The organism is Leptospira noguchii serovar Panama str. CZ214 (assembly GCF_000306255.2).
In the GTDB taxonomy this organism is placed as follows: Bacteria; Spirochaetota; Leptospiria; order Leptospirales; family Leptospiraceae; genus Leptospira; species Leptospira noguchii.
Genome location: NZ_AKWY02000001.1, coordinates 183,004 through 207,431, shown reverse-complemented (window position 1 = coordinate 207,431; position 24,428 = coordinate 183,004). Strand labels below are relative to the sequence as shown.

17 protein-coding genes and 1 pseudogene are annotated in these 24,428 nt (G+C 35.3%); 6 read left to right on the top strand and 12 right to left on the bottom strand.

The window, feature by feature from the left end; all coding sequences use genetic code 11:
• Nucleotides 1-167: 167 nt before the first annotated feature.
• Entirely contained in the window at nucleotides 168-1,637 is a 1,470-nt protein-coding gene (locus tag LEP1GSC059_RS00915; RefSeq protein ID WP_017215132.1) for an HD-GYP domain-containing protein, read from the bottom strand.
• A 165-nt stretch (nucleotides 1,638-1,802) separates the two neighbouring features.
• On the bottom strand, nucleotides 1,803-2,417 hold the full coding sequence (locus LEP1GSC059_RS00910; protein ID WP_002179515.1) for an ACT domain-containing protein: 615 nt from the start codon (nucleotides 2,415-2,417) through the stop codon (nucleotides 1,803-1,805).
• A gap of 171 nt (nucleotides 2,418-2,588) precedes the next feature.
• On the opposite strand from LEP1GSC059_RS00910, the gene LEP1GSC059_RS00905 reads away from it, so the two are divergent.
• On the top strand, nucleotides 2,589-4,409 hold the full coding sequence (locus LEP1GSC059_RS00905; protein WP_020980132.1) for an ABC transporter ATP-binding protein: 1,821 nt from the start codon (nucleotides 2,589-2,591) through the stop codon (nucleotides 4,407-4,409).
• 53 nt (nucleotides 4,410-4,462) lie between these two features.
• Entirely contained in the window at nucleotides 4,463-4,861 is a 399-nt protein-coding gene (locus LEP1GSC059_RS00900) for an SET domain-containing protein (RefSeq protein WP_017215131.1), read from the top strand.
• Here LEP1GSC059_RS00900 and LEP1GSC059_RS00895 read toward each other — a convergent pair.
• The gene (locus LEP1GSC059_RS00895; RefSeq protein WP_017215130.1) at nucleotides 4,850-6,076 is read right to left on the bottom strand and encodes a DUF3095 domain-containing protein; all 1,227 of its coding nucleotides are present in this window, start codon (nucleotides 6,074-6,076) and stop codon (nucleotides 4,850-4,852) included. The two genes, LEP1GSC059_RS00900 and LEP1GSC059_RS00895, sit on opposite strands and share 12 nt — an antisense overlap.
• Here LEP1GSC059_RS00895 and LEP1GSC059_RS00890 point away from each other — a divergent pair.
• A pseudogene (locus tag LEP1GSC059_RS00890) lies at nucleotides 6,056-6,339 on the top strand (hypothetical protein). The gene LEP1GSC059_RS00895 and the pseudogene LEP1GSC059_RS00890 overlap by 21 nt on opposite strands.
• Before the next feature lie 547 nt (nucleotides 6,340-6,886).
• Here the strand turns inward: LEP1GSC059_RS00890 and LEP1GSC059_RS00885 are convergent.
• A complete protein-coding gene (locus LEP1GSC059_RS00885) occupies nucleotides 6,887-8,929 on the bottom strand; it encodes a sigma-54-dependent Fis family transcriptional regulator (protein ID WP_002179554.1) in 2,043 nt (680 codons plus the stop codon).
• Between the two features lie 543 nt (nucleotides 8,930-9,472).
• On the opposite strand from LEP1GSC059_RS00885, the gene tilS reads away from it, so the two are divergent.
• Both tilS and yihA read left to right on the top strand, forming a co-directional pair.
• Nucleotides 9,473-10,774: a tRNA lysidine(34) synthetase TilS gene (tilS, locus tag LEP1GSC059_RS00880; RefSeq protein ID WP_002179560.1), complete on the top strand. Its 1,302-nt coding sequence runs from the start codon at nucleotides 9,473-9,475 to the stop codon at nucleotides 10,772-10,774.
• Nucleotides 10,771-11,424, top strand: a complete 654-nt coding sequence (gene yihA / locus LEP1GSC059_RS00875) for a ribosome biogenesis GTP-binding protein YihA/YsxC (RefSeq protein ID WP_020980078.1) — start codon at nucleotides 10,771-10,773, stop codon at nucleotides 11,422-11,424. The genes tilS and yihA overlap by 4 nt, the downstream gene beginning before the upstream one ends.
• Before the next feature lie 5 nt (nucleotides 11,425-11,429).
• Here yihA and LEP1GSC059_RS00870 read toward each other — a convergent pair whose 3' ends face one another.
• From LEP1GSC059_RS00870 to LEP1GSC059_RS00860, 3 genes are all read right to left on the bottom strand, one after another.
• Nucleotides 11,430-12,101: a hypothetical protein gene (locus LEP1GSC059_RS00870; protein WP_002179297.1), complete on the bottom strand. Its 672-nt coding sequence runs from the start codon at nucleotides 12,099-12,101 to the stop codon at nucleotides 11,430-11,432.
• A gap of 115 nt (nucleotides 12,102-12,216) precedes the next feature.
• Entirely contained in the window at nucleotides 12,217-12,567 is a 351-nt protein-coding gene (locus tag LEP1GSC059_RS00865) for a PilZ domain-containing protein (RefSeq protein ID WP_002179483.1), read from the bottom strand.
• Nucleotides 12,568-12,695: 128 nt separating this feature from the next.
• On the bottom strand, nucleotides 12,696-13,634 hold the full coding sequence (locus tag LEP1GSC059_RS00860) for an MBL fold metallo-hydrolase (protein ID WP_017215124.1): 939 nt from the start codon (nucleotides 13,632-13,634) through the stop codon (nucleotides 12,696-12,698).
• A 50-nt stretch (nucleotides 13,635-13,684) separates the two neighbouring features.
• Between LEP1GSC059_RS00860 and trmB the strand changes: the two genes are divergently transcribed.
• Nucleotides 13,685-14,338 carry a tRNA (guanosine(46)-N7)-methyltransferase TrmB gene (trmB, locus tag LEP1GSC059_RS00855; protein WP_020980121.1) on the top strand — a complete coding sequence of 218 codons (654 nt, stop codon included), beginning with the start codon at nucleotides 13,685-13,687 and terminating at the stop codon, nucleotides 14,336-14,338.
• Between the two features lie 1,407 nt (nucleotides 14,339-15,745).
• Here the strand turns inward: trmB and LEP1GSC059_RS00845 are convergent.
• The 5 genes from LEP1GSC059_RS00845 to rsgA all read right to left on the bottom strand — a co-directional run bounded on the left by LEP1GSC059_RS00845 (nucleotide 15,746) and on the right by rsgA (nucleotide 24,428).
• A complete protein-coding gene (locus LEP1GSC059_RS00845; protein WP_020980128.1) occupies nucleotides 15,746-19,339 on the bottom strand; it encodes a tetratricopeptide repeat protein in 3,594 nt (1,197 codons plus the stop codon).
• On the bottom strand, nucleotides 19,336-20,955 hold the full coding sequence (locus tag LEP1GSC059_RS00840; RefSeq protein WP_020980138.1) for an LIC10124 family lipoprotein: 1,620 nt from the start codon (nucleotides 20,953-20,955) through the stop codon (nucleotides 19,336-19,338). Before LEP1GSC059_RS00840 ends, LEP1GSC059_RS00845 begins: the two co-directional genes overlap by 4 nt.
• 153 nt (nucleotides 20,956-21,108) lie before the next feature.
• A complete protein-coding gene (locus tag LEP1GSC059_RS00835; RefSeq protein WP_002179192.1) occupies nucleotides 21,109-22,038 on the bottom strand; it encodes a FecR family protein in 930 nt (309 codons plus the stop codon).
• 132 nt (nucleotides 22,039-22,170) lie between these two features.
• Nucleotides 22,171-23,475 carry a hypothetical protein gene (locus LEP1GSC059_RS00830; protein ID WP_002179553.1) on the bottom strand — a complete coding sequence of 435 codons (1,305 nt, stop codon included), beginning with the start codon at nucleotides 23,473-23,475 and terminating at the stop codon, nucleotides 22,171-22,173.
• Nucleotides 23,472-24,428: a ribosome small subunit-dependent GTPase A gene (gene rsgA, locus LEP1GSC059_RS00825; protein WP_002179336.1), complete on the bottom strand. Its 957-nt coding sequence runs from the start codon at nucleotides 24,426-24,428 to the stop codon at nucleotides 23,472-23,474. Before rsgA ends, LEP1GSC059_RS00830 begins: the two co-directional genes overlap by 4 nt.

The window sequence follows — 24,428 nt, the reverse complement described above, 5'->3', positions numbered from 1 at the left end:
TCTAAAATTTCGAACAAGGCCGGGCTTCTTAAAGAACTTCCATAAAATCAATTTAAAATTCGGCAATGATCTCAAAACAGAAATTTTATGTGAAAATTTAAATATTATTATATTTAAATTAACTAAAGCTCCTAGATTATTCAATTCCCGTAACAAAGAATCAATTTTTAAGCGCTTTCTTTAGGGATTTCTCCGGTTTGTTTAGTCAATTCCTCATAAAGACGAGTATCCATGTTAGAATCCAAAACGTAAACGATCTTTCTTGGGTCTTGGTTTTTTTCGAGATTGTAAACCGCTTTTCTGCGATCTAATTTTAAAGAAGTAATATCAAATCCTGAAATCCTAAGTTTTCCCATATTACTAAAGTTAGGCTTAATGGTTCCTATTCTTTCTAACATAGGGCGAATTTGAGTTTTATACATTTCTCGAATAATACAAACTTCAAAAAACACTTTTTGATTAGAATCTTGCGTGACCACAATCACAAAGTCCCCTTCCCGAATAAAAGGTTGATTATTGCACAAGGAAAGACCAATATGATCGTAAAAATCCCTCAAAGTTTTTTCATTATATGCAAAAAAGCTGTTATTCAAAATTAGTTTCATTGCAACCAAAGGATCAAAAGCTTCTCTCCACGCTTGTCTTGTAGTCAAGGATGCAAATTCTCCCGCAATGGAAATGGCCCCAATATCTTCCATAGGAAGATTGTTGGTAAGAATATTCCGAATTTGTTTTTGAATATCCGCGACTAAAATAGTTTTTTTAGGATCGTCCTTATATTTTTCCTTATAAACATTAAGTTTATGGATAAGGGCTTTTGGTTGAGGATAATTATTATTCATTCCTTCCCCTTTATGAGGACGGTGATGATTGAGAACCAAAGTTTTGATGTTATCGTCCAAATCCGGAAGATTTGCTATCATAAGATAACTAATGATCGGATGGTTTTTAATATATTCAAATTCTTCCGCTTTTAAATCTCTCTCCATCGGAATTTTCATCTGAGTATAACCAACATCCGCAAGATAAGAAGACATCATTAGATTCATTTGATCTAACTTTTTCTGTTCCATGTCTACCTTGGTAAAAACTTTTCCGGCTCTAACTTTCATAGCCATCGAAATCACGGTGCGTTTTGTAAGTATTTCGGAATCCATAGGAACTCCAGCGCCACTCATAACTTCTATGATGTTAACTAATCCGGTTTCCATGTCCGGAGTTGATTTAAAATCTTCTAATATTCCGTCTATAGACTTATTTAAGTGTCTTAACTGATTTCCGTGAAGAGGAAACTTTTTTAATTCAGATAAAAAGTTAGAAGCGTTTTTAGCAAGATCTACGGTCAACTCAGCGTTAACCAGTTTGGTAAAACTGACGTCTCGACCGTTTACATTATTTGGTCCATCTCCTTGTTTTCCTCCGGAAATTTTTTCAAATTCGGATTTTAAAAAGTAGATTCCTTGGCTTTCGAACCTTAATAATTTTGTAATGTCGTCTCCGTCTGCATTTTCTTTTTTATGAATTAGAATCTGTCCGTTTCTATTATAAAAATCGACTGGAATTACACTGTTAATTTTAAAGTGTTGAATGATTTCTTCTGTAAAATCGAATTTTTGTAAGTCTTTCTGCGCGTCCATAAGGATAATCTTAAATAGTGAATTTTACTTTTTGAATATAGCTACGCAATTAACGTAGATTAAAATAATCGCTTAAGAATTTCATTTTTGATCCATGAAAAGGTGGGAATAAAACGTTTGCACCGAATATTTTGAATAAGAGACGAAAAAAAAGTATTTTATCAATTACTTCCATGAAGAATTCAAACTAATTTCGAGTATATTTCGGCTGACGCGATCCTCCAAGGAAGTTCCAGCAAAACCTACTCCTTTTGTATCGGATAGAATAAACGTGTCTTGAGCGCGGTTTCCAGATCGATCTGTACGAATTTTCGCGGAATGAATGTTAATACCGTTCTCTTTCAAAACTCCGGTAACAAAATAGAGAAGCCCCTTTCTATCTGGAGCCTCAAGTGAAAATTTAGTTTTAGTTCCAAATTCAACATCTTCGAATTCTAATCTGGAATCTGCACTTAAATGAAACGTATTTCTAAGATCGATTTCACTTGAGTGATGGATCATTTCTTCTAAAACAAAATCGTCCGTAAATACAGACGACATCAAAACTCCCAACTTGGAAGCCTTGATTTTAGAATCGGTTTCCTCTGACTTTAACGTAAAAATATCGTAACTATAGAATTGACCACCTTCTTCTATTGTTTCGATGTCTCCTGAAACAATTTCCCAACCCATAAAAAACATCGCTTTCACCATTTTATGAAGAGTTCCTGGAGCAATTTCGGACGTTTTTAACGTAACCGTATAGAACCCACCGTTTTCCTTATAGTGAAATTGAACCATTCTATAGACCCGATTACAAAGATAATGCCCGTTTCAAAAAAAACGACTCTTTTCCGACCGTATTCTGTCTCTTACCAGATGAAAAATTCTTGCCTCAAGATTTTGTGTGAAAACAGTCAAAGTAGGGTGGAAATAAAAGATATTTGCCGAAAATAAAAGGACTTATTTTCCATGAAAAGACCTCTCGAATACAATCCGGAATTGATCCAAAAGTCGGAACCTTTACCCGAAAAGGGTTCTTCTAAAAAATGGAAGGCCCCGAATCCGAAAAAAGAAAAAGCGGGTTCGGAAACGGAAGGTGCTCCTAGTTTATTGATTTTCGGTTTATTCCGATTTGCTAAAAAATACAAAGGAAGAATTTTTTTAATCATAGGGCTTCTTTGTTTTGAAATCGGATTTTACGCTAGTATTCCATTTAGTTTTAAATACTTAATAGACGAAGCTCTGATCAATCGAAATCAAAACGCTCTCTATTGGATCGGCGCTTATCTTGCCATCGGAACGATCGCCTTTGCAATCCTCGGAACTTTAAGAGATTATCTTTATAATTGGGCATCCGCAAGAATCATCCAAGACTTAAGATTACAGATGTACGAGCACTTGGATCAACTGAGTTTAGATTTTTTTTCGAACAATAAATTAGGAGATATTCTCTCCAGATTTTTTAATGACCTTGCAGCGCTGGAACACGCACTTTTAGCGTTCATTCCTTGGGGCCTAGGTCCGTTATTAGAAGCGATCTTTGGAACCATTTTACTTTTTTTATTAGATTGGAAGTTGGCTTTAATTGCACTTTTGATTTGGCCGATCAGTTTTTTAGGTCCAGGGTTTTTATCCAGAAAATCGACCGAAATCAGCTATACAAGAAAATTAGAAGAAGCTCAAGTATTAAGTCTTGTTGAAGAATCCATTTCCGCTCAGAATTTAATACGCGCCTACGATCTAAGCGACTATTTCTTTGCTAGATTTAAAAACAATTGCGAAAAATTATTTCAAGTTTCCCTTAGGTTGGGATTAACAAATTCATATTTGGAACGTTCTGCGGGTTCGGGAATCTTATTTCTTCAAGGAGTTTTATTACTTGTAGGAACTATATTCGCATATAATAATACTCTTAGTATTGGAACGTTAGCTGCTTTTTTACCTCCGTTTTTAAACTTAAGTTATTCCTTATTATATCTTTCTCAATATTTACCAGCGTTGAATCACGCAAGCGGTTCCGCAAAACGGATTTTAGAATTATTACGGGCTCCCGTTTTCGAATCAGATCCGGAAGAGTTTTCCATTCCTGAACTCAAAGAAGCAATTCATTTCGAAAACGTCCACTTTCGATATAAAGGAAGATCTAAAAATTTAAGCGACATCACATTGACTATTCCCAAGGGAAGTTATACCGCAATCGTAGGTAGTTCGGGAGTTGGCAAAAGTACTTTCATCAAACTTCTATTAGGAATGGTTCAACCGAATGAAGGAAGAATTCTTTTCGATGGGATGGATATTAATTCTTTATCCAGAAGTTCTGTTCGATCTTTAGTAGGAGTTGTATTTCAGGAAACATTCCTTTTTAATACTACGATTTTTGAAAACATTCGCATCGGTAAACCAAGCGCAACTTTAGAAGAAGTAATCGAAGCCGCTAAAAGAGCCGAAATCCATGAGACGATTCTTTCCTTACCGATGGGTTACGAAACGAATGCTGGAGATAGAGGGACCAAACTTTCCGGCGGTGAAAGACAAAGAATTGCAATCGCAAGAGCCTTTTTAAGAAATCCTCAAATTTTACTTTTGGATGAAGCGACTTCTTCTTTGGACCCAATAACAGAAGCAAGAATCATGAAAACACTTTCCTTGTTAAGAGAAGGAAGAACTGTAATCTCCGTTACTCATAGACTTTCCACAATTCGAGAGGCTGACCAAGTTTTTCAAATGCGAAACGGTAAACTAGAAAGATTTTCGCTTCCTGAACCCGAACAACAAGCAATGGTCTTATAAAGAATTCGTTTCTTACTTGCATTTTTTTTCCGGGCCAATTTACATTCTTTCCAATGCTTTTAGTTCCCACTTATATCGCAGATTCTCCGATTGGCGGCTTTGGCCTCTTTGCAGGTCGAGATATTCAAAAAGGAGAATTGATTTGGAAGTACCATCCTAAAACGGTCTGGGTTTTAACTGATTCCGAATTAAATTCACTCCCGCATTCTGTTCAAGAAATGTTTCGTATATATTCTTATCAAACAGAAGGGAAATGGTTTTACTGTTCCGACAATTCCAAGTTTATGAATCACAGTGACGATCCAAATACGAAAGAGGATTTTACAAGCGATCAAACCAACCCAACAGGACAGGATAGTGCAACCAGACTAATTCTAAAAGGAGAAGAGCTGACTTGTAATTATAAACTCTTCGACGATAATTGGAAAATAAAACTCGGTTTAACCTCTTGATGCTTTGATCCGTTCCTTAAGTTGAGCAGCTGCAAGAGCATAACCTCCATCGGCGGAATCCACAAAATGAACTTCCCTTATAGAACCCTCGTGTAATGCACAAGTCATTAAAGCTCTATCAGAGACATGATAACCATAAAATAATTTTCCTTGTTGATAAAGATCGTCCAAAAATTTGAGAAAAGATTCTCTGGAATCTGAATCGCAGGCAATTACCATTTTTAAAGTTCCGTCGTACTTTCTAAAATCAGAAGCAATCACTTGAGACTTTCTTAATTCTCTAAGTTCTTTCCCATTTACTTTTGGACCAAATCTCCATTGTGTTTTAATGGCAAGATTAACTGCAAGTCCTTCAATTTTGATTTTAATCCTTTTTAAAAAATGAAAAATCCCGGTTCTACTTCCGGAATGAACCGTGGCTTCTTTACTTGGATATTTTCCGGACAAATCCACTTTGATCTTTTCTTCTTTGAGAGGATGAATTTCTAAGTCGCTTCCTAAAAGAACGCTCACTTGGTCTAAAACTATTTTTAACAATTCTTGATCGGAAGCAACACTTGGAGAATTCATCTTAACGATAAACGAAACCGTTTCTCCTCTATGACTCGGAATATCCTGCCAACGGCAAGTAAATCCGGTAAAGTCCGGTTTAATTTTAATTTTATGTGTTAAAGGGATAATATAAGGGTTAGAAGAATCATCGCTTTTAATAAAACTTTCTGCTACATCTAAAGCGTTACCGGTTAAAATTGCTTGATTGTAAAAATCAGAAATCTTTAATTTACAAAGTTTTAATTCTTTTCCAGTTCTTTTCAATTCTCCTACGTTTACAATTCCTGCCCTGAGTTTTAATCCGAAGTTACTTTTTACCAATTCTCGGATTGAAAATAAAATGTCTTTAACACCTGGAAGAACATTATCCGGAAGCAACAAAGTCATTCCATCTCCACCGAATAAAAATGGATAATCCATATCTCCCATAAGATTGGAAACCGCCATTGCAGTGATACAACCCGCAATGTTTACGTCTTTGTAATGTCCGCTTCGAATAGCATCCGTAGAATTTACAACGTCCGTAATGATCAAATTCCAATCGTCCGGAACGGTAAAATAATTGGAAGGTTCTATAATATCCGTAAAGGAAGAAAGTGAAGGTAGATATTTATAAAAATTATGAGTGTTTAATGTGGTTTTTTGATCAATGGTCTGAATCATTCTTTTTCACCTAATTATAATTGTATTTTATTAGAAAATTTTAAACTTTTTCATATTCATAAACTTCTTTCCATCGGAAAAGATCATTTGAAAAGAATTTGGAATTTGTATCAAAATCAATTTTTTTATCACAAATTTATGATTTTGGAATCGGTTTTAAACTAACTTTAAATTCCATCCTGATTCAAAAAAATTCGAAAGTTTCAAAATATATCAATGTACAACATTTAGAAATTTTTAAAATTTTTACACTTATTTTTTAGATTCAATTTAAGTATCTAAAATACCGCGATCATAGAAAACAATGTCGTTTGAGCCCCTTATATTCAATTTTATTTATTAGATTTGTTGAAAAATCCCATAGGGCAATTAACAAAAACTGTTTCAATCGACCGTTTTTATGAAACAAATGGAGAATTAATTTTTTTTAAACTCCATTGTATAAAATAAATTTTTATAATGCTGATCTTACAATCAAATTGAAATTAAATCGTAGTTCACACAATCTTCCAAATAAAAAATCCTAACGAAACCCGCACAATAGTTCTCATAAATTAAGTCACATTCCATGCTTGTATGCTTTTTAACCGTCTTTTTTTAGACATTCTCAATATGAGTTTTGGATAGAACGTTTTGTCAATCGCGAAGTTGATAAACGAAAGTAATCACTTTCTTAGAAAAAGGACAAGCCCAGAACATAAATTCAGTTCTAAACGACCTAAAGCTTGATCCCATAGAGAATATTCTGTTGAATTCCCTCGCATCGATCCTTTCACGTTAATTCATGTTATACTAGATTTACATTAAATATCAATAATCGATTTTAAGATCTTTGATTTTTTTATCCAAAGTATTTCGATTGATTCCTAAAAATTTAGCGACTCTCGTCTTAGTATATTTGAACTTTTTCATTGCGTATTTAATCAAACGGGCCTCTACTTCTCCAACTACAACTTCGATAGCCCTTCCATCAAGTGCATCCAAGTTTGAAGAAGAAAATCTAGAAATGGCAATTTCCACAGAAGATTCAGAATCTCCGGTTTCCGGATCGAAATCCTCATCTCCATAAAGAAGACGTCCGTTGATTTCGGAAAAATCTTGAATATCCAACATTTCCAGTTGAGAAAGCACAACCGCACGTTCTATTACATTTTCAAGTTCTCGAACATTTCCAGGCCAACTGTAATTCATCAAAAGCTTATGCGCCTCTCTCGTAACTCCCGTAATTTTTTTACCATTTTCTTCGGCATACTTTGCAATGAAATGATTGATTAAAAGAGGAATGTCATCTGATCTTTCACGAAGAGGAGGAGTTACCATGTTTACGACGTTCAGTCTGTAAAAAAGATCCGGTCTGAATCTTTTCTCAGAAATTAATTTTTCCAAATCCGCGTTAGTCGCTGCTATCACTCTTACATCAATTTTTTTAGGTTTAACGGAACCGACGGCTTCAATTTCTTTCTCTTGTAGAACTCTCAAAAGTTTAGATTGTAAATTGAGATCCATTTCTCCAATTTCATCCAGAAAAATCGTTCCGGTATCTGCCATTTCGAACTTACCTTTTTTATCCGAAACCGCTCCCGTAAAAGAACCTTTTTTATGACCGAAAAGTTCGCTCTCAAGTAAGTTTTCAGGAATTGCAGCACAATTGATTTTGATAAACGGTTTATCAGCACGGGAAGAATTATAATGAATTGCAGAAGCGATCATTTCTTTACCAGTACCGGATTCTCCAGTAATCAAAACAGAAGCTCTAGAATCGGAAACAAGATGAATCATTTCGAAAAGTTTTTCCATCGGTTTAGATTTACCGATCAAAGAACCAAACTTATATTTATTTTTTAATTCTCTTTTGAGGAGAACATTTTCCCTTGAAATTTCTCTTTTTTCCTCGTCGATAAGTTTTTGAATCCGAATCGCTTGATAAATTACGGACGCAACTACTTGCAAAAAATCTAAATAAGTTTTTAAATCAATGTATTTCTTATGAACAAAATAAACACTAACCACCCCCAGAACATCCGTATCGGATTTGATCGGAGCAGCAAGAAAACTAACGTTCTCAGGATTGTTTTTAAAATGAGCTGCGTTTCCCACGCGGTTTAAAAAATTCTCATCGTTTGCAATGGATTCGATGATGATAGGCTCCCCCGTTTCAAAAACTTTTCCGGTAACACCTTCTCCGGGAAGATAAACTCCCTTTTCCATTTCTTCGGCGGTTAAACCGGAAGCAGCCTCTAATTTCAAAATCGCTTTTTCCGGTTCAAAAAGAACAATACTCCCACGTTCTAAGTTCAGGGATTTTTCCAAACGATCCATAATGTCTTCAAAAATTTCTTGAAGTACTAAAGTAGAGGTAACAGTTCTTGAAATATCGATCAGTACTTGTTGGATTTTATTTTTTTGTTCAAGTTGTCTAAAAATTTGTAAGTTCTTAAAAATCTGAGCGGCTTGATTGGCAAGAGTAGAAATGATTTCTAAATGTTCTTCGTTAAAAGCCCCTTTACGACTAGAGTCCAAAGAGATTACTCCAATCACTATGTCTTCAACGATCATCGGAACCGCAAGTTCCGACATAATATCATCCTTTATGGAAATGTAATGTGGATTGGCGGTAACGTCGCTAACAATCATACCTTCACCCGACGCGGCTACAATTCCGGTAATTCCTTCCCCAACTTTCAGTTTTACTTTAGTTCGAACGGAAGGATTCATCCCACGGAAAGTTACTATATCCAAAACGTTTTCTTTTTCGTTGACCAACATTAGAGAACCGGAACCAACCTCGCAAATCTGAATGCAACGTTCTAAGATCAAATCCAGAAGTTTATCCGGATCTAGGGTAGAATTCATTGCTGTGGCAACTTCTTGTATAGATCTTAAGGGACTAGGCTTCACATATCCTGACATGCTTAAAATTTTTGCGATTTGACAATTTTAAAGTCAATTCAAATTTTATTTTTCGCCTATTTATAGAACGTTTTTTTGAATAGTGCTGATAAATATTTATAATTTCATTCGTTTTATCTAAGTTCAATTCGATTTTCAGAAATCTAAATTCTACTAAATTCACAGACTTATGTAACATTTTAATCTAAAATCAGAAATTTACTCTCAAAAGATACATAACGGCAAAATCACAAATAAAAGAAGAATCCATAATAGAATACTTTTTTAAAGAAAAATTCATTCCTTAAAACATAGAATGTGGGATCTACTACTTTTAGAAAGTTTTCTAATGTACTTACAACGAACTTACGTTAAACTAGACATTCGATCTGATTTGCCGAAATAGTAAAATCGAGTTTCTATAAATTTACTTTAAACGGATCAATCCGGAAACCAATAGAAACGATTGACTCTTGGGCAATCTGAAAAACCCGTTAAGTCAGTACGATGAGAGATAAAATCTCCGAATCCACACAAAAAATTTTCCATGTGGTCTGGGAAAGAATCACTCCTTTTCATGAGATGATTCTGTCTCGTCCTGCAGTCCTTTCCTATTCCGGCGGAAAAGATTCATCGATCTTGTTGCATTTTTATTTCTGGCTGTGGATAGAAAAAAAAATACCCGCGCCTTGTATTTATCATTTAGACCATTCGATCCGATTCAACTTGGAACAAGAAAAAAAAATCTTCGAATACACAAACAGTACATTTCCTTTTTCTAAAATATTCAAAAAAAAGAATATTCCTGCATTGTCGAGAAAATTAGGGAAAACGCTTGAAGAGACTGGAAGAGCGTTTCGGTATAAGGATTTAAAAAAAATCTCAGACCAATATGAAGGTTATATCGTCACAGGTCATCATTCGAGTGATTATCTGGAAACGATCCTTCTCAACTTGATTCGAGGAGGTGGCTGGAATTCATTACGAACCCTAGGATGGTATGAAAAAAACCGCTTTAGGCCACTATTTGCATTTACCAAAGAAGAAATAGAAACGATTTTACAGTCCGAAGTTTGGAAAATTTTTGAAGACGAGTCTAACAATAGCGACGAATATCTTAGAAATCGAATTCGAAACTACATTATACCTTTATTATTAAGAGAAGGAGCCAATCCAGATCGAATTTATAAAAACTTTCATCGGATAGAAAAACCTGTTCCTAGAATTTTTTCCAAAAAGAACTCACATCATAAAACTCCTTCTTTTTTAAAAATCGATATTTGGGTTTTGAAAGACCTTTCTCAAAGAGAAAGAAAATTCTTTATAGATCGTTATCTCCGTTCTTTGAATTTATATCCAACAACGCGAAATTTTTTCAGAGATCTTACGGATCTTTTACAAAAGGAAAATTCGTTCAGTCTTGAAAATAAAGAAACATGGTTTTGGAAATCAACTTCTTCCGATCTTTATCTGATTCCTAAAAATTCTCTTTGTTTAAAAGAATTCAGATTCGAACCGAAAGAGATGATTCTTAGATGGAATAGAAATCAAAAAAAAATCCCTCCGGATTTAATTCCGGATTTATGCCCTCCAGGAGCCAAAATTCGTAAAAATGGAATGAGTATAGAAATTTCTGAAATCCTAAGACAAAAAGAGATTCCCGTTCCGGTTAGAAAAATGCTACCCATACTTCGCGGGGAAAGGAAAGTTGATGTGATCTGTCTGAGTCTTTGGGACCCTAGAATAAGCGACATCGTAGCAGACAGAGAAGTTGAAATTTTACCTGACTTTCAGGAGCCCGGAATATGAACGAGGATCCTCAAAAAAAGGACGAACCATTCTTTAAGGACGTTGAATTCAAAGCGTCTTACGGAAAAGCAAATCTAATTCCTTCTCAAGGAATACCTCAGATAGCATTTGCAGGTCGTTCCAACGCTGGTAAGTCTTCTTTACTCAATGCAATTTTAGAAAGAAAATCTCTCGCAAAAGTATCTTCCACACCTGGAAAAACAAAACTACTCAATTTCTTTTTCGTAAACCATTCCATTTATCTTGTAGACTTACCTGGCTTTGGTTATTCCGCAAATTCTCATAAAGATCACGAAGCAATGATGGGTCTTCTGATGGATTACTTGAATTTAGCGAAAGACCTCAAATGTTTATTTTTAGTCTGCGATTCTCAGAGAGAATTACCGGAAGAAGAACTAGAATTGATCGGAACCTGTTTTGAAAGAAGTATAAAACCAGTTTTAGTAAGAACAAAAATCGATAAACTGAATCAAAGTGATCTTTCTAAACTTAGAAAAAAAATGAAGAACATCCACGAATTGTATCCTATGCTTGAAACCGTTCTTGTTTCCAATAAATCTGGCAAAGGTTTACCAGAACTTAGAAAAATTGTATATTCATTGATTGAAACCGTAGGAAATCCCCTGGAAAGAATTGAAGAAATTTCTTGACTCGATTAAACTTTGGCGTCTAAAAAATTACCAAGCTTATCAGAAACGTTCGTATTGAATATTTTCAAACTCATTCTAGTTTGTTTATCCATAAGTTCCCTAAAAGTATCCATCGTATCTTTTAAAACCGCTTTTAACTTCTCTTGACTGAGAACCATTTCAAGTTTTCTTTTTTTTTCTTCTAATTCCGTTTTTCGGATAGAATCGAATTCTTTTTTTTCTTCCGCGTTTTTTTTTGTTTCGAAAATTTTAAGTTCAGACTCAATTCTACGAATTTCGGACAAAATTTGTTTTTCCCTGTCCTCGGATCTGGTTTTAGAAGTTTCTTCTTTTTTAGGAAAATCTTTTTCCTTCCAAGAATCTTGCTTAGAAATTTCGTTACTTTTGTGAGAGGTTTCTTCTGTTTTTTTCGCAGTGATTACTTCGGTCTCACCTGCGACCGCCACGAGTTTTCCATTTCGAAACTCATAATGAATTTTCATATTTAAAGATCGAATTTCGGCTCTGTCTCGAATTGCTTCCGACTTGAACTCGGCAACGTGTCCAAGTTCGTGAGAGATTACGTGTAAAACCGACGTAGAAGCTGGGGCGCTTTCCAACTGCCCATGTCCTATATAATACAGAGACTCATCTCTTGGTATTCCAAGTTGAGCCCTATGTTCCCCGCCAATTTTCATCCTAATATTAGTTTCGGCTTATATAGTTCCAAGTTAAGAGCAGTATATAAAATATTTCTAAAATTAGGAAAATTTCTTTGATAAAAAGAAAAATAGGAAATTATAAATAAGGATTTTAATCGGCAGAAACAATCTTATTTAAAATCTCAGCGACTGCGGCATCTGATAAATTGTGAAACACAAGTCCGTACTTATACTTCTCTTCGACTAAATCTTTTCGGATAACATCCGCCTCGATTGCGATAGAAAGCATAGGAGACATAAACTTAACACGTTCACCTAAAAGAATTTCTTCTCTCGAACTGATCGAAGCTCCGATCATACTCATATCTTCGAGATTTCCCAATATCTCATTTTTACCTAGAACCATCTTTACTAAATTATTCTTCCGGAAACGTTTATAAAAACGTTTATCCGCCAACATATCATTTGTAGTTTTTTTTTGTTGCACTATTTCAGCTCTCATCGCGCCATCCAGAATAACTCAAATCAGATGAAATAAAAGAAAATTTTCAAGAAAGTAAAGAATAATAAACTTTTCGATTCTTTTTAGAAGAATTTTAAACACAGATTGATTTCAAAAAGAAATATTTTTTAGAGAGAAAACGAATCGTTTTCTCGTCCTAAAACAACTTCCATCTTAGAAGAAACTTTCGATTCCTGATGAAAGATTTTAAAAATATCTTCATCTTTATGATCCGGTTCGTGATGGGTCAGTACTAATCGTTTAACTTCTAAAATCTCTCCACAACGTACCGCAACTCTACCTGAAGTGTGTCCCCAGCCCACTTTTTTTTCGGCTTCTTCTGAACTATACTGAGCGTCTATAATCAACATATCAGTATTTCCGAAAGCCTTTTTAAGTTCGAAAAATTCTTCAAGATCAGGTTCCTGAACTTCTACATCGGTGCAAAACAAGAAACTCTTACCTTGTTCTTCAAATCGAAATCCAGTACAATTCCCTGGATGTCTGAGAAGAAAAGGAGTTACCTTTACGGAACCGATTTCAATACTTTTATTTTTTTCCAAAAGATGAAATGTCTTTTTAGACATCATACTCGATAAAGAAACAGGGAAATGTTCCTCATTTTGCTGTCTTTCAAACCTTTCTTGAAGATTAGGAATGGTAGAATAAAAATGAATATCTACTCCAGGAAAATAAGCCGGTTTAAAAAACATCCAACCTTGTATATGATCCCAATGGGTATGTGTGATCAAAATATGAACCGTATCTCCCGGTTTAAGACCATCTCCTAACAAATCGTTTCCTAATTGTCGAATCCCCGATCCACAATCTATAATATAACGTTCTCCAGACTGAGCTTGTATAAAAACGCAGGTTGTATTTCCACCTATGGTTCGAGATAAAGATGGATCTAAGGAATTTAAAAACTCTTCCTCTGAAAAGATTTTGTTATTCCGTTTGATTTCGGAATGTGCCGCTTTCAAAATCTTAAGAATCTTTTCTCTATATTCAGATTCACTCAGTGGTGTGGGAAGTGAACCCCGTACGCCGTATAATTTTATTTTCACTGTATTATATTAGACAAACAAAATGTGTAAAATTCCCTGACGAGAAAACCATGGCCCAAGATCTCGAACAAAAACTCTGGTCGATTGCAAGTGGTGTTCCCTTCGCTTCGGATTATTTTTTGCAAGCTAGCCCTATAAGGAAACTGAAAAAAGAAAATTTATTCCCAAAAGTGTTCGAGACATATTTTTTAGAGTTAGGTTCAGGTTGGGGAGAAGTGGCAATCTCAATGGCTCTTCAAAGACCTAACACCGGTTTTATATTGATGGAAAAGAAATTTGATCGAATTCGTCACACGATACGCAAAATCGAAAAACACTCCCTCGATAACGTGAAAATTCTCTGTGTTAACTTCAATTGGTTTTTAGAGGAAGTATTTGAAGAAAATTTATTTTCCGAAATCTTACTTAACTTTCCGGATCCTTGGCCTAAAAAAAGGCATCATAAAAAAAGAACTGTGAATTCTAAATTTCTAGAATCTCTAAGAATTTTACTTTCAGAAAAAGGCAAATTTTATTTTGCAACAGACTACGGCCCTTATGCAAGGAAAGTAATTCGTCTTTTTAGGAATTCGGAAGTTTTTAGTCCGGAAAAAGTAGAACTTAAGTCGGAAAGAAACGAAATTCCAATCTCTCATTTTGAAAGAAAAAAACGGGAAGAAGGAAAAAAAATTTATTATATAGACCGAATTCTCGTTCAAAAATAAGAACTGGCAAATCACATTTAAAAAAGAATAACGTTAACTACACTTGATCGTAACTTTATAAAATCTCTATAATAGATTTTAAATTTTTGTTATGACCGTAGAACCAACTTTATACAGGGATTTGATTTTACTACTCAGACGCATAAATAGAATACTTAGATTAGATTATTTCAATAATTTGAATATTTTAGCCATGCTCTAAAATGTCGCAAATCCCGCATTTGCGTTATTTTTTAAATAACTCTATTTTTTCCCAAAATTCGACCGTTAATAACTTAGTATCATTTTCATGTGTCCGAGTAGTAAGTGCTTTATTTTTGAGTATGTCTCAAAAACTCACCATTACTCCTTTAGAAATTTCTAATAAATTGAGGATCTAGACGCTTGCAAGCTTTCCAGTAATTCTCCATCATCAAATTTTTATAATTCTTAGGTTTTGAGAAAAGTTCTTTAAATTTTATATCAATTCTTATTGAACGTGAGTTCGACGTGGGGGCACCCACAAACATTTAAATCTCAATATTAAATCTGTTGGAATTACGACAAATCCTCTGTAACACTTGTTCCCACCCCACAACGCGATCCGTAGAGAGCGTTGTGTTGAGTTTCCAACGCGATCCGTAGAGAGCGTTGTGTTGAGTTTCCAACGCGATCCGTAGAGAGCGTTGTGTTGAGTTTCCAACGCGATCCGTAGAGAGCGTTGTGTTGAGTTTCCAACGCGATCCGTAGAGAGCGTTGTGTTGAGTTTCCAACGCGATCCGTAGAGAGCGTTGTGTTGAGTTTCCAACGCGATCCGTAGAGAGCGTTGTGTTGAGTTTCCAACGTTTTGGGTCGCAATTCAGGTGGAGAAATTCGGAAGACTTTTCTCTATCAGAAAAACATACTTTTTGCAAGTAAAAAGACTCATTCTTGTCGGAACACTTGAAAAATGTGTGTTTTTGAGCCTAAAACGCTTTCGTAAAAAGCGTTTTGCTGAGTTAACGCGACCTGTCGAACGACCCATGGGGAGCGCGAGCGCTGAGTTCAGGAAAGCGTTTTGCTGAGTTCAATTTTGATTCTAAAATCCTATTCAACTTGTGGGTAAGGTTATGCCTTCTATGGTCGCTCGACAAATTTTGGGTTAAGTTCTTAATTCTAAAATCAAATTTGGGATAAAAATTTAAAATACTCTTTTAAAGATCAACAACTTAGAAATAAAACAAATCTTCCTTTATCAGGAAATCATAATTTTCTGATAAAGGAAGATTTACCAAGGATACTTACAAATCCGGCGCCTCGACGAAACATGTTATTACTTGTTAACATCACATTACAAATTATGAAATAGACAACACATTCCACAAAAAAAATATCAAAAACTCTTACAAGGTTTATCTTAAAATCTAAAGACTTACGAAGTGATTCCCTTCATCGATAAACTAAAGAATAAACTTTTCCTTCTTCGTCCTTTAAGGAATAAGACCAGATCGGTTTACCGTCGATATTATATCGAATCGCTTTTCCGGATTTAAAAAGAACAATTCCGTCGTCTTTTTTACCCGGAAGAATTCCTTCGATGTCTGAAGCTTCCACGTTAAACGAATTCAACTTAAGAGAGCCAGACTCGATACGATAGACGGTTTTTCCCGCATGAAACCAAAGGTAAGTAGAACGAACCACAAACTGAGAAGCCAAACCACTCGGAAGATCAATTGAAGTAAATTTTTCATTATCGAGCGAAACGATCTTCTTTCCGGATAAAAAGAAAATTCCAGTTTCATAAGATCCTAAATATCTTAGATCTCCGATTCCATTATGAGAAATTTTTTTGGCGTTTAAGTCCTTTAAAGAAGAATCATATATCTGCACTTGAATTCCGTCTTTCGGAGCAATCGAGAATAAAACGCCTGACTTGATGCCAGACCAAAAAGAACCTTCAAAAGCTACTGAACCGTTCAAATCAAGTTGATCCGAATAACTATATATTTTAGATTTTTTTCCGGAGACAATTTCAACTAAAACATTTTCGCCGGAAAGATTTACTTTTTTAACTTCGCCGGAAGGAAGTGCCGTTTCTCTTAATGTGGTTCCAGTTTTTAAATCCATAACTTCGATTTTTTTTTCGGAAACTCCAATCAAACGTTTATCCGCCAACAAAAATTTATAAGGTGTGGAAGTTTGAATTCTCCAATGGCGAACTCCCCGGTCCTTATCTAAGGATTCCACACTGGTTCCATAGTTTAATATTACGGAATTGTTAATTATTACAGGAACGCCGATCAACTTTCCTCGGCTTTGATACGATTGAAGAATTACCGGATTATCTTCATCGGCGATTACTAATCTTTCCGCCTGAGCAGCGTGAGGTGATGATGGAAATTTTTCAGCCAGTTCTCTTCCTAAATCCAAAACTTCTTTTTTAATGGTGGGATTTGCCATTTTATTTCTTTGTTCGGAAAGAATACGAATCAAAGCAAAAAGATTTCCTTCGTTTCTTTCCAAATCGAGCGCTTTACGGATTTCTTTTTCGGCTTGTTCTAAATCTCCTCGTTTGTAGTAGATATAAGAAATCTGATAATGAGCGTCTGAAAATTCAGGATTCTTTTGAATGATCTCTTTAAAAATTCCGATGGCTTCATTATAAAGATTATCGTTAAAAAGTATAATCCCTATATTGTAAGGAGCGAGTTCGTTTGCTGCATCCTGCTGTGTTGCAGCTTCAAACTCTTCTTTCGCGAGCTTTTTACTTCCAGAATGATATAAAGAAATTCCTTTACCAATCCTTGCCGCCACAAAATCATTATTGAGTAAAAGTGACCTATCAAAAGCATCTATTGAAGCTTCATATTTTTTTCTTTGAAGATGTATGATTCCCATCTGATAATGGCTGTAATACGAGTCTGGTTTTTTTGCGAGAATTTCTTTAAACCCCACTTCCGCTTTGTCTATTTCCCCCTTTCTAAGTAAAAACGCGTTGATCGCTTCTCTAGTTTGAAGATTACGCGTTCCAGGAGGAGGATTTTCCAACATAGAAATTCCTTTTTCTTCACTTCCTAAAGCCAAATAACATTCAGCAATCTTAATATATAAAGTAAGTTTTCCCGTTTTCTGAAAAGCTTCCTGATAGATTGGTATGGCTTTTTCGTATTGACGCGTATCAAAAAGTTTGTTCGCTTTTTGGATGATTGGAATTACGGTCGCAAATTTTTGATTTTCCTGAATTGTTTTTCTAGTTTCCGCAATTTCAGGAATATCTTTGGATAACTTCTCTGCTTTAGAAACCCAATTTAAAGCGGAATCGTGATTACTCTTTTCATTTTCTTCGAGAGAAATTTTATAATACAACATCGCCAAACGAAAGTTAATTGCTTCATTATTTGGAAATTTTTTCTGAAGATTTTTATAAACGTTTTCAGCCTTTTCGTATTCTTTTTTATCTTCGTAAGTTCTTCCTAAAACAATCGCTGCAGAAGGATCGTTTCCAGTTAAATTTTCCAATTCTTTTGTATATTGATTAGTAAGTGTTTGATTTTTTTGAGAAGAATAAAGCCGGATCAATCCTTGAAGAGCCGGAATATTTTGTTTATCAATGGAAAGCGCTTTTTTAAAATTTTCTTCGGACGCTTTCAATTCTCCAGAAATGAAATACAATCTTCCAAACGCATTATAAACGGAAGGTTCTTCTGCAGAAGCCTTTTTAGCTTTTTCATAAAAGGTCTTAGCTACTTTTGTATCTCCTTTTCTGAGATGTCGATCTCCTTCATAAATCTGTTCCGAAACGTCAATAAATGACATGATTTGTTTTTTTTCAGATTCAGATTTTAAAGACTCAGCTTCTTTTCTCGCAGTTTTATAACGATTTTCTGAAATCAGCAAAAATACTAAGTTTGTTACCGGTTCAATAAACGTCGGATCCAATTCTTTCGCTCTTGTAAAGTAGACGAGAGCCTTTGCTGGTTCGCCTAACGCCTTCATATTCAAACCCATTTGGTTTTGATAAATCGCATTATTTGGAAACTGAGAAGTCGCCTTTTCCAAAACAGATACGGACTTTCTGTAGTTTCCAGTTTTATAATATACTGCTGCAATTCCAGAAATTGCCTCTTGATAATCAGATTTAAGTGCAAGAGAATTTTCGAACGCTTTTAAAGCGGCTTCGTATTCTCCCGATAAAATCCGGGCATTACCTAAAAATATATAAGGTGTTGGGTTTTTTGGATCGTTTTGAATTGCGGTTTGAAAATGAGAAGCTGCTTCTTTGTAATTCTTTTTTCTCATCGCCTGGTTTCCGTTTTCCAAAGCAGAAGCAACTCTGGTTACAGAAGCGGATTTTTTTGCAGATAATAATTCTGGATCATTCTTTCTTGCTTCTTCAAAATAAACCTCCGCTTCCTCATACTTTTTCAATTGCACAGCAGCGTCTCCAAGTTGCATGTTCAATTGAGCTGGAAACGCAAATTCCTTTGCAGGAATTTTTTTGAGAGTTACATATGATTGTTCAAACTTTCCGAGATTTTTTAAGATCACCGCCTTTTTGAAGGAATAATTATATCTGTCTTTAACCGGCAAAGATTCTAATTTACCGTAAACTTCAATCGCGTCCTCGTTTTTACCCTCAGCCGTATAAATGATGCCTAACGTTAGTAAAATCTGCTCATTCTCAGAATCAATATCGGTTCCTTTTTTAAGGGAAACTAAAGCCTCTTGATTTTTACCGAGTTTATATTCGGAAACTCCGGCAAGATAATAACCAGGCGCGGTTGGATAGGTATTGATTGCAAGATTCGCTTTTTCTAATGACTTTTCAAAATTCCCTTTTTGAAAGTAAGAATTTCCTTCATTCAAAATTCTTGATACTCTTTTAAGTTTTTCTCGGGTCGCAGAATCCTTTTCCAAAATTGCGTCCTGAGTTTGAGATTTTCTAAAATCTTTACTTAAACAATGAATTGTAAATTGTCCGCAAATTAAAACGAGTACACTAATCGATATGATCTTATTTTTCATGGAATTCAAACCTTTCATTTATATCCCTTATATTCGATCTTGAGATTTCTTAATGGAGAACGTTTTGAAAAATTTTCTCCTCTCGTAAGAATAGAAATTCGCCAAACACCGGAAACGTCGAGTTTATCTTCTAAAACTTTAGAATATCCTAAATACAATCGAATCGTTCCTTCTTTTATATCTGTTACGATCCGAAAAGGACGTCCGTCTTCTTTATCTTCTTTTCTGAACTTATAAGTCCCGACGTTATTTCCATTGGAAGGAAAAGAATATACACTGAGTCTTTCTTTTTCATATTCTAAACTGATCGTCTTTTTTGAAGTATGAAAAGAAATAGCAACAATTCCAGAATCCGATTCTGCAGTAATTGGAATAATTCCTTCCAGCTCCATATTTTCCGGCACAAACGGAGCGGAAAAAACTCCATACCATCCCGGTGGCAAAGAAGAAACATTCTGAAAATCTAATGTTTTTCCGGAAAAAGCCTGAAATCCTTTTTCGCCAGAAAGTTTCCAGAACTCTGGCTCTGAAATCAAATTATCTGTTTTATAAGGTAAAGCGATCTCAGTAATTTTATCTGCGTTTACGATCAATTGTCCTTCGTAATAAACAAGAGGTCCGTTTTCAGTTTCTCGAACCAATTCTAACTGCATCGCTCCCGGTGTAAGATTGCTTCTATAAAAAGGAGTTTCTCCCATCTTCAAACCGTCTAACGCAACTTGAAGCGCTTCTGGAAAACTTAATATTCTTACACCACCTAAAGTGCGATCTTCTTTCCATTCTTGATAAATGGAAATTGTTTGTCCTGAACGAATTTGTAAGTATTTGTTAATGTCTTTTTGTCCCGGACGAGTAATCTGAATTTGTTGTAAACCTTCCGGCAACGGATAATTTCTAAAAGAAGCAATTCCTATCTTTTCTCCTTGAAATAAAACTTCCGTGTCCGCAGAAGAAGCGCTAAATGAAAGATAACCTTGAATTGATTTTTTTAAAATCGAATCGATTTCTCCAGAACTCAAAGATTTTTCCCAAATCGGAACCAAAGAAGATTTTGCATCCAGAGCTAAAACTCCGGAACCATGTTTTAAATAATAAGTTTGGTTAGCCTGTAATTCATCTTCAGCTTTAGGAGGTTGAAACGAACCGTCCACATTTCCATAAACGATTTCTTTTACAGGGTCCGTGATTTTTTGATTTACGATCCATTTCCCGGAAACTTCACGAATATCGGTTTTGACTACAGCGTCTACGTTCAACCTTTTGAGTTCTTGAGAAAGTTGAGAAGAATTTTTCCAAGACATTTCTTGGATACGAACTTGTTTTCCTTTTACTTTTGCCCAAATCAAACGCACTTCATCGCTCAAGAAAGCGGCTAACTTAGAATCCATTCCTTCCGGAGTTTGAATCGGAGCCAGAACGAACACTGGAATCGTATTTCCCGTTTTTCGAATTTTATAATCCGAATCAGAACCTCCTCCTAAAATCGCCTCTTCTTCTTTGAGAGATTTAAAGGTAGGTTCTTGTAAAACGGAATTGAAGTTTTCTATTTTTTGAACAGAAGAACAATCGATAAGAATCCATAAAAAAAAGAAGGAGAATGTAAAGAATCGTATCGGGTTAAAAATTGATCTCATAACAGTTCCAATATTGTCCACCAGGTTGAATGAGAAATCCATTATAAAAAGATTGAAAGAACGATCATCCGTAATTTTCGGTGATTCGATTAAAAATAAAAAAACCGAGGAAATTTCCCCGGCTTGATCCAGTTCAAGGGTTTATCAAAAACCCTAAAATGTTTCTTTTGGATTTAATTTCAGTTTTTCCTTTTGTACATCTTGTTGTACATATTTGGTTTCGTTTACTGCCTTAGCGGTTTTTGTAATCTCATCCGCGTTATTACGATCCGCTTCTCTTTTTTGAAACGCCGCTTTCACTTCTTCCACCGAACCAGATTGACTTAAAATTTTAAGTTCTTCACTGGAAGATTTAAGTTCTTCTACTAGTTTTCCGTATTCGAAAGTTTCGTTTTTATGAAGAACGATGAGTTCTTTCATTTCGGAAAGAGAATCGTTTTGGAGAGAACGAATTAGTTTATCGGTGAGCTTTTGATTTTTTTCGATTCTAAGTTCGCGGTTTTTACTTAGGATCACTTCAGAAGATTCTCCCTTTTTAGAAACTGCGATCGTTCCTTCAATCACTGCAAAACGAACGGTACAATTGGCTTTAGCACAATTGATCTTAGATCCTTCTGGACTTTCCACAGAAGTTAAAAAAGAAGTTCCCCTAACACCTGCAAGTGCAGTCGGAGTAGAAACGGTAAACTCGGTAGTCTTCTGACCTTTTTTTACCATCGTTACAATTTTTCCGTAGTTCACTTGAACATTTGTATCGGAACCGTTTGGATTCATAAGGCTGGAAATTTCTATATCGGAATTTTTAGACATCTTAATAATTCCACTGTCTGCAACCATAATTTCAGCCCCGCCGTTCGGTCCTGTAATAACGCGGTCCGTAGAAGAAAGAGAAGCGCCTAACTCTGCTTTTTTTTCTCCAGAATCGGAAAGAATTTTTACGTCTCCAAGAAGCCAAACGATTCTCGCGCTGGCAGCGTTAGACTCAGTTTTTACCTGATCACTGCCGGATGACTTGTTCGTGCTACAAACGAGCGAGAACATTGCAAACGTACAGAGAATCACAATACTCAAATAACGTTTCATAAAACCCCCAAACTCTAAAAAGATAACATTTAAAATAACAAATCTTAGGAGAAAAAATTGCAAGAACTTAGAATTAATATATCATAAGAATGTTAGTATTTTACAGAAAAAAACTAACGTTTATACACGAGTTCATTTTTTTTTCGGTTTTTCAGGTTCGACCATAATTGCGTCTAATTCTTCTTCCAACCTACACTTTGGATAATTATCGACAGGTAAACTGGTTCCTACCCAACCGAAAGCTTCTTGGGCTGTAATTACGTGAATATCCCAACCCATAACGATGTTGGGACAATCCCACACCTTGTTTTTACAAAGAACCTGGCTAGACTTCGGCTTAGGATACGCCCAAGCAGAAGGAGGGTAGACACATTTCATTTCTACTTCCGCAATTTTTCTGAGTCTCTTAACGTTTACTTCAAATTCTTTGAAAGTGGCAACGAGAGGATTTGCTAGAAGTTCGTCGAAATATTTTTTAGAAGTATTGTAAGCGATATAATAGACTAATTCCTCCATTACATAATCCTTATCAACTGCATTGTGACTAACATTTGCAATGTAACGGGCCAACTTCAAGGCGTCGGTCAATAAGGCTTGGAATAAATCGTAGGATTTTTCAGGAATCGCGTCTTCCCTAGAACCGTCCCCTTTACTATCACTTTCACCGTCATTTGAAATAATATCGTCCAAAAAAGTTTCGTCTATATTTTCACTAGGTGCAACGGTTTTATCTTTTGAAGCCGAATCTTCCATCATTCCCAGAGGCATGTGATTAGAAATCGATCCGTACGTAAATTCGATAAGATCGAGTTTTTGTAATATATCAGAACACTTATGTGCAATTCTGACTTTCTCGTTATCGTCGGAAGGTAATTTAGTAAATTTATCCACTCCGATTCGAGGAACGTCCATAAGAATTCCCGCGGTAAATGCGTATCTTCTAAGAAGTCTGAATCTCATCGTATCAGGAATCATTACAATTCCGAGACTCAAAAGACCTAATTCGCTTATATATTTAAAGAAGTTTAGATTTTGATTATAAACTTTTAAAAGAGCCAAAACCATCTTTTTAGAAAGTAATGAATTTCGAACAATTCCCTTAAAATTATAATTCGTGTTTTCGTACATAAATTTCAGAAATTTCATGTCCGTAACTTTGAGTTGATTTACAATCTTTATTGCGAGTATATTCTGGATTTGCTCTAAAAGTTCCTTATTTAATTTAACTTCAAATTTAGGAGTATATTGCCCTTTAATATCTCTTAAACGAGCAAGAGTTGATTCCTTAATTTGAACTTCTTCTTTAACGAGTACATTTCCAGAATTGTCTTCAATCGGAGAAAGAAACCGTAACATGGACCCGGTTTCAAATTCTTTAGTAAAATCAATTAGATCTTCAATCGAATCAAACTCCAAACAAGAATGTGTCACTTTCATTTTGAAATCCTATCTCTCCGTGTGACTCTATGCGGGTTGTCCAGGCTCGTAAGCATCGATTCTAAACTCTTCTTTCTTTCCAAAGTTAATCCTTCTTTTTCTAAAGCGGATAACATCGCGCAGTCGGAAGATAATTTACAACAATTTGATTCTTCACAATGTTTTTTTTGACTGGAAAGTTCGGGAAAACTTTCCAGAATTTCTTCTTTTTTTAAATGGAGAATCCCCCATTCTTTAATTCCTGGAGAATCGATTAGCGCCGTGCCATCTTCTAAAACGAGTAAAAGAGAATTTGTAGTGGTATGTTTCCCTTTATCTTTCGAAATGCTAATTCCAGAAGTTTTCTGAACCTGCGTTTGAGTCAATAGATTGATTAAAGTAGACTTGCCAACTCCTGAATTTCCGACTAGAAACGTCATTTTTCCGTGCAGATATTTTTGTAATTCAGGAATTCCTTGACCAGTTGTACAGGAAATCCCCAGTACTTTGTACCCAAAATTTCGATAGACTTTCATACGATTTTCAGCTTCGGCTTCGGAAACGAGATCCAATTTTGTAAATAAAATCAAAGGCTGAGTTCCAGAGGCAAAAACCGCCGCCAAACATCTATCCAAGAAACCGTCTTTTGTTTCGGGAGACTTTAAAGAAGCAAGAACCGCCGTTTGATCCACATTTGCACATAAAACCTGCGTATCCCCTTCTCTACTTTTACGTGTTAGGAAAGAACTTCTTTCCAATCTTTCGCAAATTACCCAGTCTTTCCCCGCTGAAAACTCGGCTAGAATTTTATCTCCTACAACAAAAGGATGTCTTTCTTGAGCGGCAATGGTTCTTAACCTTCCACGTAGGAAAGCTCTTACGATTCCTCGTTTTGAAGAATAAATTTCGTAGTATGCTCCATAAACTCGGGAGATGGTAAAAAATTCTTTGACTGAGGAATCTAACTCTAACAT

Excerpts from the sequence above, each read along its gene's own strand:
- LEP1GSC059_RS00865 (WP_002179483.1), bottom strand. The coding sequence starts at position 12,567 with ATGAGAGCTGAAATAGTGCAACAAAAAAAAACTACAAATGATATGTTG.
- rsgA (WP_002179336.1), bottom strand. The coding sequence starts at position 24,428 with ATGTTAGAGTTAGATTCCTCAGTCAAAGAATTTTTTACCATCTCCCGA.
- LEP1GSC059_RS00830 (WP_002179553.1), bottom strand. The coding sequence starts at position 23,475 with ATGAAAGTGACACATTCTTGTTTGGAGTTTGATTCGATTGAAGATCTA.
- LEP1GSC059_RS00895 (WP_017215130.1), bottom strand. The coding sequence starts at position 6,076 with ATGATTCAGACCATTGATCAAAAAACCACATTAAACACTCATAATTTT.
- LEP1GSC059_RS00900 (WP_017215131.1), top strand. The coding sequence starts at position 4,463 with ATGCTTTTAGTTCCCACTTATATCGCAGATTCTCCGATTGGCGGCTTT.
- LEP1GSC059_RS00845 (WP_020980128.1), bottom strand. The coding sequence starts at position 19,339 with ATGAAAGGTTTGAATTCCATGAAAAATAAGATCATATCGATTAGTGTA.
- trmB (WP_020980121.1), top strand. The coding sequence starts at position 13,685 with ATGGCCCAAGATCTCGAACAAAAACTCTGGTCGATTGCAAGTGGTGTT.
- LEP1GSC059_RS00905 (WP_020980132.1), top strand. The coding sequence starts at position 2,589 with ATGAAAAGACCTCTCGAATACAATCCGGAATTGATCCAAAAGTCGGAA.
- tilS (WP_002179560.1), top strand. The coding sequence starts at position 9,473 with ATGAGAGATAAAATCTCCGAATCCACACAAAAAATTTTCCATGTGGTC.
- LEP1GSC059_RS00915 (WP_017215132.1), bottom strand. The coding sequence starts at position 1,637 with ATGGACGCGCAGAAAGACTTACAAAAATTCGATTTTACAGAAGAAATC.
- LEP1GSC059_RS00840 (WP_020980138.1), bottom strand. The coding sequence starts at position 20,955 with ATGAGATCAATTTTTAACCCGATACGATTCTTTACATTCTCCTTCTTT.
- LEP1GSC059_RS00870 (WP_002179297.1), bottom strand. The coding sequence starts at position 12,101 with ATGAAAATTGGCGGGGAACATAGGGCTCAACTTGGAATACCAAGAGAT.
- LEP1GSC059_RS00885 (WP_002179554.1), bottom strand. The coding sequence starts at position 8,929 with ATGAATTCTACCCTAGATCCGGATAAACTTCTGGATTTGATCTTAGAA.
- LEP1GSC059_RS00835 (WP_002179192.1), bottom strand. The coding sequence starts at position 22,038 with ATGAAACGTTATTTGAGTATTGTGATTCTCTGTACGTTTGCAATGTTC.
- yihA (WP_020980078.1), top strand. The coding sequence starts at position 10,771 with ATGAACGAGGATCCTCAAAAAAAGGACGAACCATTCTTTAAGGACGTT.
- LEP1GSC059_RS00910 (WP_002179515.1), bottom strand. The coding sequence starts at position 2,417 with ATGGTTCAATTTCACTATAAGGAAAACGGTGGGTTCTATACGGTTACG.